Below are 17,633 nucleotides of genomic sequence, written 5' to 3' on the forward strand. Positions count from 1 at the left end.
ACGACGAAGGCCCTGTCCGTTTCGGACAGGGCCTTCGTCGTATCCGGGAGCCTCTCATCTCGGCGTGGAAGGATCGTGACATGAGCTCAGCAGTCCAACTCATCCGTTCCGCCGACCTCGCCGCAGCGCCCTATGCGTACGCGGCCACCGCACCGTCCGGATCCCGTCTGATCTTCCTCGCCGGCGCGTGCCCTCTCGAAGAAGACGGAAGCACAACCGCACCCGGTGACTACTCCGCGCAAGCCGCCAGATGCGTGACGACGTTGCGCGAGGCCTTGCGCGCCAGCGGCGCGTCACTCACCGACGTCATCAGCACACGCGTCCTGGTGGCCTCGTCGTCCCAGAAGGATCTGGTGGCGGCCTGGGACGTCGTACATGCGGCCTTCGGCGACCATGACGTACCCAGCACCCTCCTGGGCGTCACAGTGCTCGGCTACGATCACCAGCTGGTCGAGATAGAAGCGATCGCGGCAGTCGCGGAGGAGGCACGATGAACGGCACAATCCGTCCGGGCGTCTCCGAGGATGCCGAAGCCCTGCACGCCATCGAGGCACATGCCGATGCACTTCTGATCGACAGCCTCGGAGCACCCGAATGGCCGCCGGCCGGCGATGGAGCCGAGAGGCTCGGAGCGCCCGGTTTCGTCCTGGTGGTCGAGGACCCTGAGGACTCCTCCCCCATCGGCTTCGTCCATGTGCTCGACGCCGACGGTCACGCCCACCTCGATCAGCTCTCCGTTCTCCCCTCTTCCGGTCGCCAGGGCTACGGACGCCGCCTCGTCGGCGCTGCGCTGGACGAAGCCCGTGAACGCGGCTACACGCGAATGTCGCTGCGGACCTACGCCGAGATCCCGTGGAACGCTCCGTTCTACGCCTCGTGCGGATTCCTCGAGAGCATCCCGGAGACCCCGTTCCAGCGCGGCCTCGTCGACACGGAGGCCTCGCTCTCGCTCGATCGCTACGGACGACGTGTGCAGATGACCGTGGAGCTCTGAGCGGCCACTTCGACTTTGGCGGAATCCGGCGCTCCCTCGTCCGGATGACGAGGGCGCACCACCCGACCTCTCCCTACGCTGGGATCATGATCGATCGCGCTGACTACTATGCCGCCAAACTCGCCTACGAGACCGACGCCAGCGACGTCCACGCCGCGCTGAAGGCCGGAGAAGAGATCGTCGTCATCGACGTCCGCTCTGACGAGGCCTGGGCCCAGGGACGCGTCGCAGGAGCCATTCACATGCACTACAGCGAGATCGCGACCCGAGCTCCGGCCGTGATCCCCTCCGACGCCGCGGTCGTCGTCTACTGCTGGAGCCCCGGGTGCAATGCCGGCGCGAAGGGTGCCAGGGAGTTCGCCGCCCTCGGGTACGAGGTGCGCGAGATGATCGGTGGCTTCGAGTACTGGGTTCGCGAGGGCTATCCGGTGGAGGACGCGGACGGCGTGCACCACCGCCCGGTCGATCCGCTCACCGGTGTGGCACGGGTGCGCACGAAGGCCTAGACATCGCCCCGGCCATCGACAGGCGGTCCGGCGGTGCGGGGACACGACGAGAAAGGCCCCTGGGACGGATCCCAGGGGCCCTTCTTCGTGACACTCAGCGTGCGAAGTTGCCGCGGTAGTACTCGTACACCCAGCCGACGATCGCGACCACGAAGATCGCGAGGCCGATCGGGAGCAGGAAGTGACCGACCGCGAGTCCGACGACGAACACCGCCGCGGATCCGGCCAGCACGATCGGCCACCAGGACCAGGGGCTGAACTCGCCGAGCTCGGGGTCACCGTCGTCGATGTCGCTGGTCAGGATGTCTTCGGGCAGCTCGCCGTTCTGCGCCTTGTGCGTGCGATCGAGGTAGAACGCGATCAGCGCGCCCATGAAGGCTGCGAAGAACAGCGCCACGGTACCGACCCATTCGATCCGCTCGGCGAAGTTCTCCGACGGAGTCGCCAGGATGTGCCAGCCGGTGTAGACGACGCCGACCAGCGCGAAGAACGCGGTCAGGATCCACCAGAGAATGACGTTGTCGCGCATGGCTCAGTGGCCCTCTCGCTCGCCGGGCGCGGCAGGCGTGAACTCCGCTGCCTCGGGGTGGTTCAGGTCGAATGCAGGACGCTCGCTGCGGATGCGCGGGATCGACGTGAAGTTGTGACGCGGCGGCGGGCACGACGTCGCCCATTCGAGCGATGCCCCGTAGCCCCACGGGTCGTTGACCGTGACCTTGGGCGCCTTGCGTGCCGTGATCCAGACGTTCAGGAAGAACGGCAGCATCGACGCACCGAGGATGATCGCACCGATCGTCGACACCTGGTTCTGCCAGGTCCAGCCGTCTGCCGCCGAGTAGTCCGCGTAGCGACGAACCATGCCGTCGACGCCCAGCCAGTGCTGGATGAGGAACGTCATGTGGAAGCCGATGAACAGCATCCAGAAGTGCACGTAGCCGAGGCGCTCGTTGAGCATGCGTCCGGTCCACTTCGGCCACCAGAAGTAGAAGCCGGCGAACATCGCGAACACGACCGTACCGAAGACCACGTAGTGGAAGTGAGCGACCACGAAGTAGGAGTCGGAGAGAGCGAAGTCCAGCGGCGGAGCCGCGAGGATGACGCCGGTCAGACCACCGAAGACGAACGACACGAGGAAGCCGAGTGCGAACACCATCGGCGTCTCGAACGTCACGGATCCTCGCCAGAGCGTGCCGATCCAGTTGAAGATCTTCACACCCGTCGGCACCGCGATGAGCATGGTCATCAGGGCGAAGAACGGCAGCAGCACAGAGCCCGTGACGTACATGTGGTGAGCCCACACCGCGACCGACAGCGCAGCGATGGCGATCGTCGCGTAGACCAGGGTCTTGTATCCGAAGATCGGCTTGCGGCTGAACACCGGGAAGATCTCCGACACGATGCCGAAGAACGGCAGGGCGATGATGTAGACCTCGGGGTGACCGAAGAACCAGAACAGGTGCTGCCAGAGCAGGACACCGCCGTTGGCCGGGTCGTAGATGTGCGCGCCGAGGATTCGGTCTGCTGCCGCGGCGAAGATCGCAGCTGCGAGCACCGGGAAGGCCATCAGGATCAGGAGGCTCGTGATGAGCGTGTTCCACGAGAAGATCGGCATACGCCACATCGTCATGCCGGGGGCACGCATCGTGATCACGGTGGTGATGAAGTTCACCGCTCCGAGGATGGTGCCGAAGCCCGAGATGCCCAGGCCGACCATCCACAGGTTTCCGCCTGCACCCGGCGAGAACGAGGCGCTCGCGAGGGGCTGATAGGCGAACCATCCGAACGACGCGGCACCCTGAGGCGTGAGGAAGCCGGCCACGGCGATCGTGGAGCCGAAGAGGAAGAGCCAGAACGCGAACGCGTTCAGACGCGGGAACGCGACGTCGGGCGCTCCGAGCTGCAGCGGCAGGATCGCGTTCGCGAAGCCCGCGAAGAGCGGCGTCGCGAACATCAGCAGCATGATCGTGCCGTGCATCGTGAAGAGCTGGTTGTACTGCTCCTTCGTCGGGATGATCTGCATCCCGGGAGCGAACAGCTCTGCACGGATGACGAGGGCCATCACGCCGCCGAGGAGGAAGAACAGCACCGAGGCGATGAGGTACATGTACCCGATCGTCTTGTGGTCGGTCGAGGTGATCCACTTGACGACGATGTTGCCCTTCTGCTCGACGCGCGAGGAGCTCATGAGAGCGGCCTGGCGTGCGGGCAGAGTCGTGGGTCGGGAGCGGGGGGCCTCGTCGGTGCGGGGGGCTTCAGTTGTCGACATGGCTTACTCCTCTCCTTCCTCGGAGTCGGTCGTTGCGGTGGTGCCCGGGAAGTTCGACAGACGGTCGTACGCATCGGTGATGTCGCCGGTGTTGCCTTCCTCCTCGAGCGACTGGAGGTAGGCGTCGTACTCGTCCTGCTCGACGACCTTGACGTTGAACAGCATCATCGAGTGGTACTCGCCGCACAGCTCGGCGCACTTGCCGGCGTACTCGCCGACACGCGTCGGGATGAAGGACCAGGAATTGTCCTTCCCGATGTACATGTCCTTCTTGTAGAGGAAGTCGATGATCCAGAACGAGTGGATGACATCGCGCGACTGCAGGTTGATGGTGACCTTCTGGTCCACCGGCAGCACCAGGGTCGGAAGCTGCGCCTGGTCGATGTTGCCGGCGGCGTCGGGCTGAGCCTGGATGCCCATGGTCCATACGGCGTCGGAGTTGTCCTCTTCTTCGCCGTCGTACTGGAAGTCCCACGCCCACTGCTTGGCGATCGCGGTGATCTCGACGTCGGGGTCATCCCACTTCGCCTCGATCGCGCTCTGGTCGCGAGCGGTGAAGAAGAACATTCCCAGCACCAGGATGAGCGGCACGATCGTGTAGAAGATCTCGATCGGCATGTTGTAGCGCATCTGCACCGGCAGGCCGGTCTGTCCCTTGCGGCGACGGTACGCGATCGCGGCCCAGGCCATCAGGCCCCAGGTGATCACGCCGACGGCGAGCAGGACGATCCAGGAGTTCACCCAGAGCGAGGACACGCGCTCGGTCTGGTTGGTGGCCGCAGGCTCACCCTCCACGAAGCCAGGCAGGTAACCGTTCAGCTCAGTGGCAGTACATCCCGCCAGGGCCACGGCTGCCGCTACTCCCAGAGGAAGAGCGGCCCAACGAAGGCGGCGTTTCGAGGGCACGATGCACCTTTCAGATTGCGGACAGGGCACACCCAAGTCTAGGGCAACCTCACACCTGATTCATGCCAACCACGCAGGTTGGCGGAGGGGTTCGGATCAGTGGAAGCTGTCTCCGCAGGCGCAGCTGCCCGCAGCGTTGGGGTTGTCGATCGTGAAGCCCTGCTCCGAGATCGTGTCCTTGAAGTCGATCGATGCACCGTCGAGATACGGGACGCTCATGTTGTCGATGATGACCTCGACGCCGTCGAAGTCGACGGTCTCGTCGCCCTCGAGGTAGCGCTCGTCGAAGTAGAGCTGGTAGATCAGGCCCGAGCATCCACCGGGCTGGACGGCGACGCGCAGACGCAGGTCATCACGGCCTTCCTGCTCGAGGAGGTTCTTGACCTTCGTGGCCGCGGCGTCGGTCAGCTTCACGCCGTGCGCCTGGGTGGACTCTGCTGCAGTCAGTGTGGTGTCGCTCATGTCGCTCCTTGTGACGGGCCGCGCTCGCACGGCTGGTGACTCGATTTTACCCTCCGGCGGGCGGAACGGGCTCAGATGATGATGTCGTTCATGCGGGAGAGGAGAAGGGCCTCGGTGGCGACCGCGTGGCGGAAGGTGTCGAGATGCAGGGATTCGTTGGGGCTGTGCGCCCGGGAGTGCGGGTCCTCCACGCCGGTGACCAGGATCTGTGCGGCAGGGAACTCCCGCACGAGGTCGGCGATGAAGGGGATGGATCCACCGACACCGAGGTCGATCGGTGCGACGCCGTAGCCGTCGCGCATCGCGTCCCGCGTGAGCGCGACGGCCCATCCGCTCGTGTCCACCAGGAATCCGTTGCCCAGGTCGACGTCGGAGAAGGTCAGCTCTGCGCCGAAAGGCGCATGCGCGCGCAGGTGCGCCTCGAGGGCGGCGTACGCCTCCTCGCCGGACTGGCCGGGGGCCACTCGGGCGCTCACGACGACCGTGACCTCGGGAAGAAGCGTGTTGGATGCCGCCTCGACGCTCGTCGCGTCGATGCCGATGACGGTGACTGCCGGCTTGTTCCAGATCCGGCTGAGGATCGTGCCGTCGCCGATCGGCGAGGTGCCCGGGAGGAGTCCTGCCTCATCGCGGAGGGTCTCCTCGCCGTACTCGGGCGTGGGAGCATCCCGCTCCGTCATCCCCGCGACCGCGACCGAGCCGTCGTCGTTCCACAGGGTGGAGAGCATCTTGACCGTCGCCATCATCGCGTCGGGTACCGCTCCGCCGAACATCCCCGAATGGGATGCGTGGTCGAGGGTGCGCACCCGCACCGTGAATCGAGCGTTCCCACGCAGTGACACCGTCAGCCCCGGGGTGGCCGAGTCCCAGTTGCCGGAGTCGGCGACCACGATGGCGTCTGCGCGCAGCGACTCCTTGTTGTCCGCGAGGAACTGGGCGAACGAGCGCGATCCGTACTCTTCTTCGCCCTCGATGAACATCGCGATCCCCAGTTCGAGGTCGTCGCCGATCACCTCGGCGACCGCGCGGATCGAGGCGATGTGCGCCATGATGCCGGCCTTGTCGTCTGCCGCTCCGCGCCCGTACAGGCGTCCGTCGCGAACGGTCGGCTCGAACGGCGGGGTCTCCCACAGAGCGTCGTCACCGGGAGGCTGCACGTCGTGGTGCGCGTAGAGCAGGATGGTGGGCTTGCCGTTGCGTGCGGCACGTGTGGCGAGCACCGCCGGCTGCCCGTGCTCGTCGGTTCCGGGGATCGCCGCCCGGAGGATGCGGACCTCGTCGAAGACTCCGGTGTCGGTCGCCAGAGCGGCGACGGCCTCAGAGCTGCGCTCCAGCTGCGTCTGGTCGAAAGCGGGCCAGGCCATACCGGGGATGCGCACGAGCCGACCGAGGTCGCTCAGCGCTGCGGGGAAGCCTGTCGATGCCGCTTCGAGGACGGCGGGTTCGCGCTCGCTGGACAGATTCTGGTCACCGGGCTGGGCAGGAGATGTCATGCGAGTAATCTTAAGGTGATCCACCTTCACCGAACCGAGGAACCTCGTGGCCACTTCCCCTGTCTCCCCTCCGACGAACGACGACGCCTCCGAGACGCCGGGCTCGGGCAAGGGACGCCCGACGCCGACCAGGGCCGAGCAGGAGGCCGCACGCCGACGCCCTCTCGTCGCGAACACCAAAGAGGCCAAGGCCGCGGCCCGCGCCGAGCTCAACGAGCGGCGCAACCGCGCGCAGGCAGGTCTCGCCGCCGGCGAGGAGAAGTTCCTCCCCGCACGCGACAAGGGCCCGCAGCGCCGCTGGGTGCGTGACTACGTGGATGCCGGATGGCACCCCGCGGAGTTCGTGATGGGCGTGATGGTGCTCGTGATCCTCATCTCGCTGCTCCCCGCAAACCTCGCGATCGGCGGTTTCGCCATCGCCGGCTGGGCCTACCTGGTCATGATGGCCTACCTGATCCTCGCGATCGGCGGCATGGTCCTTCTCGGCTTCCGCGTCAAGCGCAAGATCGCAGCGAAGTTCGGCCAGGAGCGCATGGAGCGCGGCCTCGGCTGGTACGCCGCCATGCGGTCGCTGCAGATGCGCTTCATGCGCCTGCCGAAGGCTCAGGTCAAGCGCGGCGACTACCCCGCCTGACACCCGTCACGCGCAAGAGGCGTCTCCTGCTCTCACGAGCACGAGACGCCTCTTCTGCGTTGCGGGTGGTCTCAGCCGCGCACGAGTCCCCTGTTGAGCTCGCGCCCCCAGAAAGGGCCGCGGTACAGGAAGGCCGTGTACCCCTGCACGAGTGTCGCCCCGGCGGCGAGTCGCTCCTGCACGTCCGCGGGGGTCTCCACTCCCCCGACGGCGATCACGCAGAAGTCCTCGGGGACGGCAGCACGGACGAGTCGGAGGACCTGCAGCGAACGCTCCTTGAGCGGCGCACCGGAGAGGCCGCCGGCCCCCGCCGCCTCGACGGTCGCGGCGTCGGTGGTGAGGCCTTCGCGGCTGATAGTCGTGTTGTGCGCGATGATCCCCGCGAGTCCCTCGTCGACGGCGAGCTTGGCGATCGCCGTGATCTCGTCGTCCGGGAGGTCGGGGGCGATCTTGACGAGCAGCGGCGTGGATCCCGATGCCGCGCGCACGGCCCTCAGCAGTGGAGCCAGGGTCTCGACGGCCTGCAGGCCTCGAAGGCCTGGCGTGTTGGGTGACGACACGTTGACCGCGAGGTAGTCGGCGAGCGGTGCGAGCCTGGTCGCCGACGCGACGTAGTCGGCTGTGGCATCCTCGACGTCGACGACCCGGCTCTTGCCGATGTTGACGCCGATCACGGTGTCCGGGGCTCCTCGGCGCAACTTCGCGAGTCGCCGCGCGGCAGCGTCCGCACCCTCGTTGTTGAAGCCCATGCGATTGATCACGGCCCGGTCCGCGACGAGCCGGAAGAGCCGCGGCTTGGGGTTGCCGTCCTGCGGGATCGCCGTCACTGTGCCGACCTCGACGTGCCCGAATCCGAGAGCCGCGAGCCCGCGCACACCGATCGCGTTCTTGTCGAAGCCCGCGGCGATGCCGAACGGCGACGAGAAGGTCAGCCCGAGCGCCTCGACACGCAGCGACGGGTCGGGCTTCGTGAGCGCGCGCGTCGCCCAGGAGAACGGGGGCACACCGAGTACGCGGATCACCGCCATCCCGGCGTGGTGGGCGAACTCGGGGTCGAAGCGCGACAGGACAGCGCGGAAGAGCAGCGGATACATCCCTGCCAGATTACCGGTCGACGGGCTCCGGCTTCACGTGGTCGGCGCGGAGATCGGTGATCGCGCTCTCGAAGTCCTCGAGCGAATCGAACGCCTGATAGACGCTCGCGAACCGCAGGTAGGCGACCTCGTCGAGATCGCGGAGCGGACCGAGGATCGCGAGCCCGATCTCGTTCGTGTCGAGCTGCGAGACACCGGTCTGTCGCACGGCCTCCTCCACGCGCTGGGCGAGGATGGCCAGGTCGGCCTCGGTCACGGGTCGGCCCTGGCAGGCCTTGCGCACACCGGAGATGACCTTCTCGCGGCTGAACGGCTCCATGACGCCCGACCGCTTGATGACGTTGAGGCTCGCCGTCTCGGTCGTCGTGAATCGACCGCCGCACTCGGGGCACTGCCGTCGTCTGCGGATCGACAGACCGTCGTCGCTGGTGCGGGAGTCGATGACCCGAGAGTCCGAGTGACGGCAGAAGGGGCAGTGCATCTGACCGATCCTACGCCGTGAAACGAGCCTCGATCGCCTCACCGTGCGCGGGAAGCACCTCGGTGTTGGCGAGTGCGACGACTCCGGCACGGACTTCGGCGAGGGCTGCGCGATCGTACGAGATCACCTGCTGCGGGCGGAGGAACGTGTAGGCGCCGAGGCCGGGCGCATAGCGCGCCTGTCCCCCGGTGGGGAGGACGTGGTTGCTGCCCGCCATGTAGTCCCCGAGGCTGACGGGCGTGTGGTCGCCCACGAAGACGGCACCGGCGCTGGTGAACGACTCTGCCGCGGCCTCGGCATCCTCGAGGTGCAGCTCGAGGTGCTCCGGCGCATAGGCGTTGCTGAACGCGGTGGCCATCGCGCGGTCGTCGACGAGAACGATCGCGGACTGCGGGCCGTCGAGCGCTGCAGCCACGCGGGTGGCGTGGCGCGTCGAGGCGGCCTGCCTGGCGACCTCGGACACCACGCGGTCCGCGAGCTTCTCCGAATCGGTCACGAGGACCGCCGACGCCTGCTCGTCGTGCTCCGCCTGGCTCACGAGGTCGGCGGCGATCAGTCGCGGGTCTGCGGCCGAGTCCGCGACGACGAGGATCTCGGTGGCCCCGGCCTCGGAATCCGTGCCGACGACACCGGCCACAGCCCTCTTCGCCGAGGCGACGTAGTTGTTTCCCGGCCCAGACAGCACATCCACCGGATCGAGGCCGATCCCGGCGACACCGTGCGCGAACGCTCCGATGGCCCCCGCGCCGCCCATCGCATAGACCTCCGTGATGCCGAGGAGCCCGGCCGCTGCGAGGATCGTCGGGTGGACGCGTCCGTCCTGGTCCTCCTGCGGAGGGGATGCGAGCGCGATCTGCTCGACTCCGGCCACCTGTGCCGGGACGACGTTCATGATGACGCTCGACGGATACACCGCCTTGCCTCCGGGGATGTAGACGCCCGCGCGGTGCACCGGTTGCCAGCGCTGGGTGATGGTGGCACCGGCGCCGATCTGGGTGACCTGGGGGGCGGGCACCTGGGCGGCCGAGGCGATGCGCACCCGACGGATCGCCTCCTCGAGGGCGGTACGGACCTCAGGCGCCAGGACCTCGAGGGCATCGGCGATGTGCTGGGCCGGCACTCGGAGTTCGTGCCCGGAGACGCGGTCGAATCTGTCGGCCTGCTCCCGGAGCGCCTCTTCGCCGCGCGCACGCACGTCCTCGACGATCCGCGCCGCCGTGTCGAGTGCCTCGGCGCGTGCCTGGGTGGCTCGCGGCACGGCCGCGAGCATGTCAGCCGGCGAGAGCTCGCGCCCCCGCAGATCGATCGTGCGCAAGATCAGCCCTTCGTGATGTCTGCGATGTCGTGCAGGTAGCCGATGCGACCATCGTCGTGTCGCACGACGTAGGCGCCGCCGCGGTCTTCGATGACGAGAGCCCAGGCATTCGGACCGATCTGGAAGATCGCCTCGCCCCGCTCGTCGTGAACGTCGCGCTCGGTCGGAGCGAGCACCCAGAACGGCTGAGGAGCTGGGGCAGCGTCGTATGCGGCGTTCGCGTGGACGTCGGTGTGATCCTCCACGGCGGGGAACGCGGTGGTCTCGGCAGACGAGACGTCCTGAGCCGTCGCCCCCAGCAGCGATTCGATGCTTCCGGTGTCCGACACGATCTCGGGCTCCTGGCCCCGGCTGCTGCGAGAGTAGGCCGGGACGTAGTCCTCATCGGATGTCGCCTGCTCTGTGCCCGTCCCGCCGCCGGATGCGTGCGCGGCGAGCGGCACGTGATCGGCCAGGTCGAGCCTGGCGACCTCGTCGGTCGCCTGCTGCCCGGACAGCTCGACGTCGAGTCCACCGGCGGGGAAGGCCTGTGTGGTGTGCGGCGCCTGCTCGGTTCGAGGGGCATCCTCGTACGAGCTGATCGTGTCGGGCGCGTACTGCGCGGTCGTGTCGGGCCCGTACTGCTCGGCCTCATCGGACGCGTACTGCGCGACGGGGTCGGACGCATACCCCGCCGCGGCGAGAGATGCCCCCGGGACGGAGCCGTCGGCGGATTCCGAGATCGTCTCGGGAGTCACGTCCGCCACCGGCGCCGGCTCGGGGCGCGGACGCGGGATGACGGGGCGCACCGGGTTCGCGTTGCGGTGCGCGAGCGTGACGAGACGGCCGTGGAAGTCTTCTCTGAGTCCGGGGACCAGCGGCGCGAACACGGTGAGGACCACGAGCGCGACAGATGCGACGAGCTGGACGATGCCGCTCCAGGAGAGAGCGAAGACGCCGAATTCGATCGCGAAGGCGACTGCGCTCCACAGCGCTCCGACCCAGAAGACGGCTGCGACGGAGAAGGCGACGGAGGCGAACTGATCGATCCCCAGGGATCCGACCCGGCGGATGCCGTCCGGTGAGAACCGGCGCAGAATCAACAGGAAGACCGCGACCGTGGGCACACCGATCGGAAGGATCCACTGGATGCCCGTGCCCCAGATCGAGGAGTCGACGGCATGCGGGAAGAACGAGGAGACGAACGCGACGAGCCAGACGCCGACGATCAGGAGCTCACGCAGGGTGAACCCGAGGATGCCGAACTCCGGCGTCACCTCGTCGTCGTAGAGGACACCGTCGTCATCGGAGAAGACCTCGTCGACAGCGGACTCGGGGGCCTCGGCTGCACCGTCTGCATCCGAGCCGTCACTGTTCAGGAAGGGGGATTCCGTGCTCATGGGGGTGGTCCTTTCGCCACGGTGCAGAGCCTCTGACGCCCTGCACCCGAACGCGTCCTGATACTACCCGGTGCATCCGGGAGGACGTCATCGGGCGACTCCTGTAAGGGGTCGGATCAGCCGAGACAGCTCGGCCCGAGGAGGGATTTGAGATCACCGAACAGGTCGGCGGAGACCTTCACGGGCATCGGGACGTCGAACACCTTAGCCGTGCCGCCACGGTGCACTCGCAGAACCACCTCGGTGTCTCCGTTGTGTCGGCGCAAGACCTCGGCGAGCTCGTTCATGACCCTCTCGGTCGCTCTCTGCTCAGCCAGAACGAGTGCGAGCGGTCCCGCGGCATCGAAGGAGCCGACGTCGGGGGCGAACGCCGACTGCGCGTGGAGGTTGAGCCCGTCGTCGCGCTTCGAGACGCGACCGCGGACGGCCAGGATCGAGTCCTGCTGGAGGATGTGCTGGAACTCGGTGTAGGTCTTGCCCATGAACATGACCGTCACCTCGCCGTTGAAGTCCTCGACGGTGATCATGCCGTACGGGTTTCCGCTCGCCTTCGCCACGCGGTGCTGGACGCTGGTGACGAGCCCGGCGACCGTGACCTGTTCGCCGTCCTGCATCTCCTCGGAGTTGATGAGGTTGTGGATCGAGATCGACGCGTGCTTCGCGAGAGGCACTTCGAGCCCTGCGAGCGGATGGTCAGAGACGTACAGGCCGAGCATCTCGCGCTCGAATGCGAGCTTGTCCTTCTTGATCCACTCCGGCCGCGCGGGGACCTTGGCCGGCGCCACCTCGTCCGTGCCCTCGTACAGGCTGTCGAAGTCGAAGCCGATCGCGCCCTGCGCTTCGTTCCGCTTGCGATCCACGGCGGCCTCTACGGCGTCCTCGTGGATCTCCAGCAGCGCCCGGCGGGAATCGCCCATCGAGTCGAAGGCGCCCGCTTTGATCAACGACTCCACAGTGCGCTTGTTCGAGACGTGCAGCGGAACCTTGTCGAGGAAGTGGTGGAACGAGGTGAAGCGCTCGTCCTTCCGCGACTTCACGATGCCCTCGACGACGTTGCTGCCGACGTTGCGCACGGCACCGAGCCCGAATCGGATGTCGTCGCCGACGGCGGCGAAGTAGTTGATGGATTCAGAGACGTCCGGCGGGAGCACCTTGATGCCCATCCGGCGACACTCGTTCAGATACAGCGCCATCTTGTCTTTCGAGTCGCCGACGCTGGTGAGCAGTGCGGCCATGTACTCGGCGGGATAGTGGGCCTTGAGGTAGGCGGTCCAGTACGACACGACGCCGTAGGCGGCTGAGTGGGCTTTGTTGAAGGCGTAGTCGGAGAACGGGAGCAGGATCTCCCAGATCGCGTTGACGGCTCCGTCGGAGTAGCCGTTCGCGTGCATACCTGCCTGGAAGCCCTCGAACTGCTTGTCCAGCTCGGACTTCTTCTTCTTGCCCATCGCTCGACGGAGGATGTCGGCCTGGCCGAGCGAGAATCCGGCCACACGCTGCGCGATGGCCATGACCTGCTCCTGATAGATGATCAGGCCGTAGGACTCGTCGAGGATGTCGGCGAGCGATTCGGTGAACTCCGGATGGATCGGCGTGATGGGCTGCTGGCCGTTCTTTCGCAGCGCGTAGTTCGTGTGCGAGTTCGCACCCATCGGCCCCGGACGGTACAGCGCGATGAGAGCCGAGATGTCTCCGAAGTTGTCGGGACGCATGAGACGCATGAGCGCGCGCATCGGCCCGCCGTCGAGCTGGAAGACGCCGAGCGACTCTCCGCGGCCGAGCAGTTCGTATGCTCCGCGGTCGTCGAGCTCGAGGTGCTCGAGGTCGAGTTCCTCTCCCCTGTTGGTGCGGATGTTGTCGAGCGCGTCGGAGATGATCGTGAGGTTGCGCAGCCCCAGGAAGTCCATCTTGATCAGGCCGAGCGACTCGCACGACGGGTAGTCGAACTGCGTGACGATCTGACCGTCCTGCTCACGGCGCATGATCGGGATGATGTCGAGCAGCGGCTCGGACGACATGATCACGCCGGCGGCGTGAACTCCCCACTGGCGCTTGAGGCCCTCCAGCCCGAGGGCACGGTCGAACACCGTCTTCGCCTCGGGGTCTGTCTCGATCAGCGCACGGAACTCGCTCGCCTCCTTGTAGCGGGGGTGCGCGGAGTCGAACATGCCGTCGAGCGGCATGTCCTTGCCCATGACGGGCGGCGGCATGGCCTTGGTCAGTCGCTCGCCCATGCTGAAGGGGAAGCCGAGCACTCGCCCGGCGTCCTTCAGCGCCTGCTTCGACTTGATCGTGCCGTAGGTGACGATCTGCGCGACGCGCTCGGAGCCGTATTTCTTGGTCACGTAGTCGATGACCTCGCCGCGGCGACGGTCATCGAAGTCCACGTCGAAGTCGGGCATCGAGACACGGTCGGGGTTGAGGAACCGCTCGAAGATGAGGCCGTGCTCGAGGGGATCGAGGTCGGTGATCTTCATGGCGTAGGCGACCATCGAGCCTGCACCGGAACCACGACCTGGGCCGACGCGGATGCCGTTGTCCTTCGCCCAGTTGATGAAGTCGGCGACGACGAGGAAGTAGCCCGGGAAGCCCATCTGCAGGATGATGCCGGTCTCGTACTCGGCCTGCTTGCGCACCTTGTCGGGGATGCCGCTCGGGTACCGATAGTGGAGGCCCGCCTCGACCTCCTTGATGAGCCAGCTGTCCTCCGTCTCGCCGTCCGGCACGGGGAAGCGCGGCATGTAGTTCGCCGCGGTGTTGAACTCGACCTCGCAGCGTTCTGCGATGAGCAGCGTGTTGTCGCAGGCCTCGGGGTGGTCGCGGAACAGCTGCCGCATCTCTGCGGCCGTCTTGATGTAGTACCCGTCGCCGTCGAACTTGAAGCGGTTCGGGTCGTCGAGCGTCGAACCGGACTGCACGCACAGCAGAGCCTCGTGCGCGTCGGCCTCGTGCTGGTGGGTGTAGTGGGAGTCGTTGGTGCCGACGAGTGGGATGCTCAGATCCTTGGCGAGGCGGATCAGATCGGTCATGACCCGACGCTCGATGGAGAGCCCGTGATCCATGATCTCGGCGAAGTAGTTCTCCTTGCCGAACAGATCCTGGAACTCCGCCGCCGCCGCGCGAGCCGCGTCGTACTGGCCGAGTCGCAGCCTGGTCTGGATCTCGCCGGACGGGCATCCGGTCGTGGCGATCAGTCCCTTGCCGTAGGTCTGCAGGAGCTCCCGATCCATGCGGGGCTTGAAGTAGTAGCCTTCCATGCTCGACAGCGAGCTGAGCCGGAAGAGATTGTGCATCCCCTGCGTGCTCTCGCTCCACATCGTCATGTGGGTGTATGCACCGGAGCCCGAGACGTCGTCGCTCTTCTGATCGGGCGACCCCCACTGCACGCGCGTCTTGTCGCTGCGGTGCGTGCCGGGGGTGACGTAGGCCTCGAGTCCGATGATCGGCTTGACGCCTGCGGCGTTTGCCGCCTTGTAGAACTCGAAGGCCGCGAAGGTGTTGCCGTGATCGGTCACCGCGATGGCCGGCATGTCGTAATCGGCAGCCGCCTGAGTCATCGCCGCGATCTTCGCCGCCCCGTCGAGCATCGAGTACTCGCTGTGCACGTGCAGGTGGACGAAGGAGTCAGATGCCATGCCTTCGATTCTACTTTCGGCGTCCGACATCGGGCGCAGGCGTGTCCGCCGCACGACCCGATGTCGGCGTCGTCATCAGGGGAGCCCGTCCACCACGCCGACCGTGTAGATCACTCGAGAATTCGGGATCTCGGCAGGGACGATGCCCTCACCGACATCCGACGTGTACGTCGTCTCCCTGATGCCACCGCTCGCCATGTCGATCGTCACCGTGAAGCGCGTCAATGACGAGTCCGAGGGATCGGACGCCCACCCGAAACGAGACTCGAACGTGAGGGTACGCGCTCCTCCCGCCTGTTCCTCGCCGACCGTGGAACCGGGGAGCAGACTGAGCGCCCGGTACATAGTGGCCCGGACGTCCGGCGGGCCCGCGTTGTACGAGAGCAGCCCGATGAGGGTCCAGCCGACCTTGAAGTCCTCCCCTCCCGGTCGTTCCGGTTCCACCCGATCCCGGATCCAGCTCACCATCTCCTCGGGGTCCGCGGGCATCGCCGCGAAGACGGAGGCGAGATCGCTCTCGCCACCGACGGACCACGGCGCGAAGACATCGTAGGGCTCAAGCTGAGGGCGCGATCCGAGCATCCCCGGGAGCACCTGAGATCCTGCCGTGATCTCCGCACTGTCGCCGAAGCTCGACAGGAGCTCCGGTTGCCCCACCGACCCGTACCATTGGCTCGCCAGATCAGCAGGGACGTACTGTGTCCCGCGCGTACCCACCACCCACGCGCTCGTCGCGGTCTCCCGCGACCCACCCCACCCAGGCGTCGCCCATGAACCGAAGGCATCTTCATACACATACAGATCCTCTGTCGTCCACTCACGACGGAGATACTGGCCGGGCGCGAGCGTCGGCGGCACGAACTCTGCCGCGGCCGCCGCCGCACCGCGCAGCACCTCGGCCGATGTCTCGGTCGCCGGCGGCTCCGGCGAGGGCGTGGGAACGAGAAGACTCCCCGGCTCGCGCGTCGGCACCGCCTCGATCATCGGCGCGGGACTCGGTAACCCGTTCACGACCAGAACACCGACGGTGACGGCGGCGACCGCCCCCGCGAGCCCCCCAGCGATGATCCATGGCCGCCGTGATGCCCGAGACCTCACCGGCAGCCGCTCGGCCTCGATCGCGCTCATCAGCCGCGATCGGGCAGAACCGAGATCGAGGTCGTCGGCCTCGTTCACGGGCTTGGTCTGCCGAACCCTCTCAAACACGTCCATGGACTTCCCCTCCCTGCTGCTTCTCGAATGCCTGGATCCTTCGCGTGGGATCCAACCGTCTGCGTACCCTGTTCAGCCGCGAACGCACGGTGCCGACGGGCACCGACAGCACCTCCGCGATCTGCTCATAGCTCAGCCCCTGCCAGGCGTAGAGAAGCAGCGTCTCCCTGTCCTTGGGGGCGAGCACCGCGATCCTCTCTCTGAGCGCGCGCACTTCGCGTTCCGCATCGACTCGCCTCATCGCATCGTCCAGCCCGCCGAGCGTCACGTGCTCTTCACCGGCGGCCACGGCGGCGAACGACCGCCAGTGCTTCGCCTCGACCACTCGGTGCCGACGGATCAGCGTGGAGGCGATTCCGAGCAGCCACGGCGAAGCCGACTCCTTGGCCAGGTCGAAGTCCGCCCTGCGGCGGAAGGCCACAAGAAAGGTCTCGCTGAGCAGATCCTCGGCAGCACTCCGACCGATGCGATACGTCGCGAAGGCGTTCACCGCGCGTGCGTGTCGGTCGAACAGCTCGGCGAAGGCCGACGGCTGATCCAGCGACCGCCGGATGATCTCGCTGTCTGTGTTCACACTGTGTATTGCCCGTGAGCCGGGATCCGGTTCACGATTTCTTCGACGACATCGGCCGCCCTCGAAGATCGAGCCTCATCAGCACCCGAGGGAAGCCGTCGAGAGTCGACCCCGTGTCGGCGGCTTTGGTGAAGCCCGCCGCCTCGAACAGACTCCTCGTGCCGACGTACGCCATGGTGAGATTCACCTTCTCTCCGCGGTTGTCGACGGGATACCCCTCGATCGCCGGGGCGCCTCGCTTCTTCGCATACGCCACGGCTCCGTCGATCAGCGCGTGCGAGATCCCCCGCTTGCGATGGCCCGGGCGGACGCGAATGCACCACAGCGACCACACGTCGAGATCGTCGACCTTCGGGATCAGTCTGTTCCGAGCGAAGCTCGTGTCGCTGCGCGGATGCACCGCCGCCCATCCGACCGGTTCGTCGTCGAGGTAGGCGATCACGCCCGGAGGCGGGTCCTGATGGCAGAGCTCACGCACCCGATCCGCGCGCTGGGAGCCTCTCAGCTCGTTGTTCTCTTTACTACCGATCCGATAGCTCAGGCAGAAGCACACGTTCGATGTCGGCTTCTTCGGGCCGACGAGAGTAGCCACGTCGTCGAACTCGGTCGCAGGTCGCACCTCGATGCTCATGCGCCCAGTCTGGCCCACCCCACCGACATCGCCTAGGCGCTCAGTGGGGCT

17 protein-coding genes are annotated in these 17,633 nt (G+C 66.8%); 4 read left to right on the forward strand and 13 right to left on the reverse strand.

What is annotated here, in order from left to right; all coding sequences use genetic code 11:
- The first annotated feature begins 80 nt into the window (after positions 1-80).
- From OD997_RS05415 to OD997_RS05425, 3 genes are all read left to right on the forward strand, one after another.
- The gene (locus OD997_RS05415) at positions 81-494 is read left to right on the forward strand and encodes a RidA family protein (protein WP_434330704.1); all 414 of its coding nucleotides are present in this window, start codon (positions 81-83) and stop codon (positions 492-494) included.
- Positions 491-994 (forward strand): GNAT family N-acetyltransferase, encoded by a 504-nt coding sequence (locus OD997_RS05420; RefSeq protein ID WP_434330705.1) that lies wholly within the window; start codon positions 491-493, stop codon positions 992-994. Before OD997_RS05415 ends, OD997_RS05420 begins: the two co-directional genes overlap by 4 nt.
- Positions 995-1,080: 86 nt before the next feature.
- Complete coding sequence (locus OD997_RS05425; protein WP_434330706.1) at positions 1,081-1,500, forward strand: rhodanese-like domain-containing protein; 420 nt, start codon at positions 1,081-1,083, stop codon at positions 1,498-1,500.
- 94 nt (positions 1,501-1,594) lie between these two features.
- On the opposite strand, the gene OD997_RS05430 is transcribed toward OD997_RS05425, so the two are convergent.
- From OD997_RS05430 to OD997_RS05450, 5 genes are all read right to left on the reverse strand, one after another.
- Entirely contained in the window at positions 1,595-2,029 is a 435-nt protein-coding gene (locus OD997_RS05430; protein WP_341958106.1) for a cytochrome c oxidase subunit 4, read from the reverse strand.
- A 3-nt stretch (positions 2,030-2,032) separates the two neighbouring features.
- Complete coding sequence (gene ctaD / locus OD997_RS05435) at positions 2,033-3,766, reverse strand: aa3-type cytochrome oxidase subunit I (protein ID WP_056516527.1); 1,734 nt, start codon at positions 3,764-3,766, stop codon at positions 2,033-2,035.
- 3 nt (positions 3,767-3,769) lie between these two features.
- Positions 3,770-4,672 carry an aa3-type cytochrome oxidase subunit II gene (gene ctaC / locus OD997_RS05440; protein ID WP_431071975.1) on the reverse strand — a complete coding sequence of 301 codons (903 nt, stop codon included), beginning with the start codon at positions 4,670-4,672 and terminating at the stop codon, positions 3,770-3,772.
- A 96-nt stretch (positions 4,673-4,768) separates the two neighbouring features.
- The gene (gene erpA, locus OD997_RS05445; RefSeq protein ID WP_434330707.1) at positions 4,769-5,134 is read right to left on the reverse strand and encodes an iron-sulfur cluster insertion protein ErpA; all 366 of its coding nucleotides are present in this window, start codon (positions 5,132-5,134) and stop codon (positions 4,769-4,771) included.
- Positions 5,135-5,205: 71 nt separating this feature from the next.
- Positions 5,206-6,627 (reverse strand): dipeptidase, encoded by a 1,422-nt coding sequence (locus OD997_RS05450; protein ID WP_434330709.1) that lies wholly within the window; start codon positions 6,625-6,627, stop codon positions 5,206-5,208.
- Positions 6,628-6,673: 46 nt separating this feature from the next.
- Between OD997_RS05450 and OD997_RS05455 the strand changes: the two genes are divergently transcribed.
- On the forward strand, positions 6,674-7,261 hold the full coding sequence (locus OD997_RS05455) for a DUF3043 domain-containing protein (RefSeq protein WP_056307014.1): 588 nt from the start codon (positions 6,674-6,676) through the stop codon (positions 7,259-7,261).
- Between the two features lie 71 nt (positions 7,262-7,332).
- On the opposite strand, the gene OD997_RS05460 is transcribed toward OD997_RS05455, so the two are convergent.
- From OD997_RS05460 to OD997_RS05495, 8 genes are all read right to left on the reverse strand, one after another.
- On the reverse strand, positions 7,333-8,355 hold the full coding sequence (locus OD997_RS05460; protein WP_434330710.1) for a quinone-dependent dihydroorotate dehydrogenase: 1,023 nt from the start codon (positions 8,353-8,355) through the stop codon (positions 7,333-7,335).
- A gap of 10 nt (positions 8,356-8,365) precedes the next feature.
- Positions 8,366-8,836, reverse strand: a complete 471-nt coding sequence (gene nrdR / locus OD997_RS05465) for a transcriptional regulator NrdR (RefSeq protein ID WP_056307011.1) — start codon at positions 8,834-8,836, stop codon at positions 8,366-8,368.
- A gap of 10 nt (positions 8,837-8,846) precedes the next feature.
- Positions 8,847-10,154, reverse strand: a complete 1,308-nt coding sequence (hisD, locus tag OD997_RS05470) for a histidinol dehydrogenase (protein WP_434332340.1) — start codon at positions 10,152-10,154, stop codon at positions 8,847-8,849.
- A complete protein-coding gene (locus OD997_RS05475) occupies positions 10,154-11,530 on the reverse strand; it encodes a hypothetical protein (protein WP_434330711.1) in 1,377 nt (458 codons plus the stop codon). The genes hisD and OD997_RS05475 overlap by 1 nt, the downstream gene beginning before the upstream one ends.
- Positions 11,531-11,646: 116 nt before the next feature.
- Complete coding sequence (dnaE, locus tag OD997_RS05480) at positions 11,647-15,165, reverse strand: DNA polymerase III subunit alpha (RefSeq protein ID WP_434330712.1); 3,519 nt, start codon at positions 15,163-15,165, stop codon at positions 11,647-11,649.
- A 75-nt stretch (positions 15,166-15,240) separates the two neighbouring features.
- Positions 15,241-16,377, reverse strand: coding sequence for a hypothetical protein (locus OD997_RS05485; RefSeq protein WP_434330713.1), 1,137 nt, complete (start codon positions 16,375-16,377; stop codon positions 15,241-15,243).
- On the reverse strand, positions 16,364-16,951 hold the full coding sequence (locus OD997_RS05490; protein WP_434330714.1) for an RNA polymerase sigma factor: 588 nt from the start codon (positions 16,949-16,951) through the stop codon (positions 16,364-16,366). The genes OD997_RS05485 and OD997_RS05490 overlap by 14 nt, the downstream gene beginning before the upstream one ends.
- Positions 16,952-16,982: 31 nt before the next feature.
- Positions 16,983-17,582: a GNAT family N-acetyltransferase gene (locus OD997_RS05495; RefSeq protein ID WP_434330716.1), complete on the reverse strand. Its 600-nt coding sequence runs from the start codon at positions 17,580-17,582 to the stop codon at positions 16,983-16,985.
- Between the last annotated feature and the right edge of the window lie 51 nt (positions 17,583-17,633).

Origin of the sequence: Microbacterium sp. CGR1, from assembly GCF_051062835.1 — a bacterium.
Lineage (GTDB): Bacteria > Actinomycetota > Actinomycetes > Actinomycetales > Microbacteriaceae > Microbacterium.

Coding starts and splice junctions, on each gene's coding strand:
- OD997_RS05415 (WP_434330704.1), top strand. CDS start 81: ATGAGCTCAGCAGTCCAACTCATCCGTTCCGCCGACCTCGCCGCAGCG.
- OD997_RS05420 (WP_434330705.1), top strand. CDS start 491: ATGAACGGCACAATCCGTCCGGGCGTCTCCGAGGATGCCGAAGCCCTG.
- OD997_RS05425 (WP_434330706.1), top strand. CDS start 1,081: ATGATCGATCGCGCTGACTACTATGCCGCCAAACTCGCCTACGAGACC.
- OD997_RS05430 (WP_341958106.1), bottom strand. CDS start 2,029: ATGCGCGACAACGTCATTCTCTGGTGGATCCTGACCGCGTTCTTCGCG.
- ctaD (WP_056516527.1), bottom strand. CDS start 3,766: ATGTCGACAACTGAAGCCCCCCGCACCGACGAGGCCCCCCGCTCCCGA.
- erpA (WP_434330707.1), bottom strand. CDS start 5,134: ATGAGCGACACCACACTGACTGCAGCAGAGTCCACCCAGGCGCACGGC.
- OD997_RS05450 (WP_434330709.1), bottom strand. CDS start 6,627: ATGACATCTCCTGCCCAGCCCGGTGACCAGAATCTGTCCAGCGAGCGC.
- OD997_RS05460 (WP_434330710.1), bottom strand. CDS start 8,355: ATGTATCCGCTGCTCTTCCGCGCTGTCCTGTCGCGCTTCGACCCCGAG.
- nrdR (WP_056307011.1), bottom strand. CDS start 8,836: ATGCACTGCCCCTTCTGCCGTCACTCGGACTCTCGGGTCATCGACTCC.
- OD997_RS05475 (WP_434330711.1), bottom strand. CDS start 11,530: ATGAGCACGGAATCCCCCTTCCTGAACAGTGACGGCTCGGATGCAGAC.
- dnaE (WP_434330712.1), bottom strand. CDS start 15,165: ATGGCATCTGACTCCTTCGTCCACCTGCACGTGCACAGCGAGTACTCG.
- OD997_RS05485 (WP_434330713.1), bottom strand. CDS start 16,377: ATGGACGTGTTTGAGAGGGTTCGGCAGACCAAGCCCGTGAACGAGGCC.
- OD997_RS05495 (WP_434330716.1), bottom strand. CDS start 17,582: ATGAGCATCGAGGTGCGACCTGCGACCGAGTTCGACGACGTGGCTACT.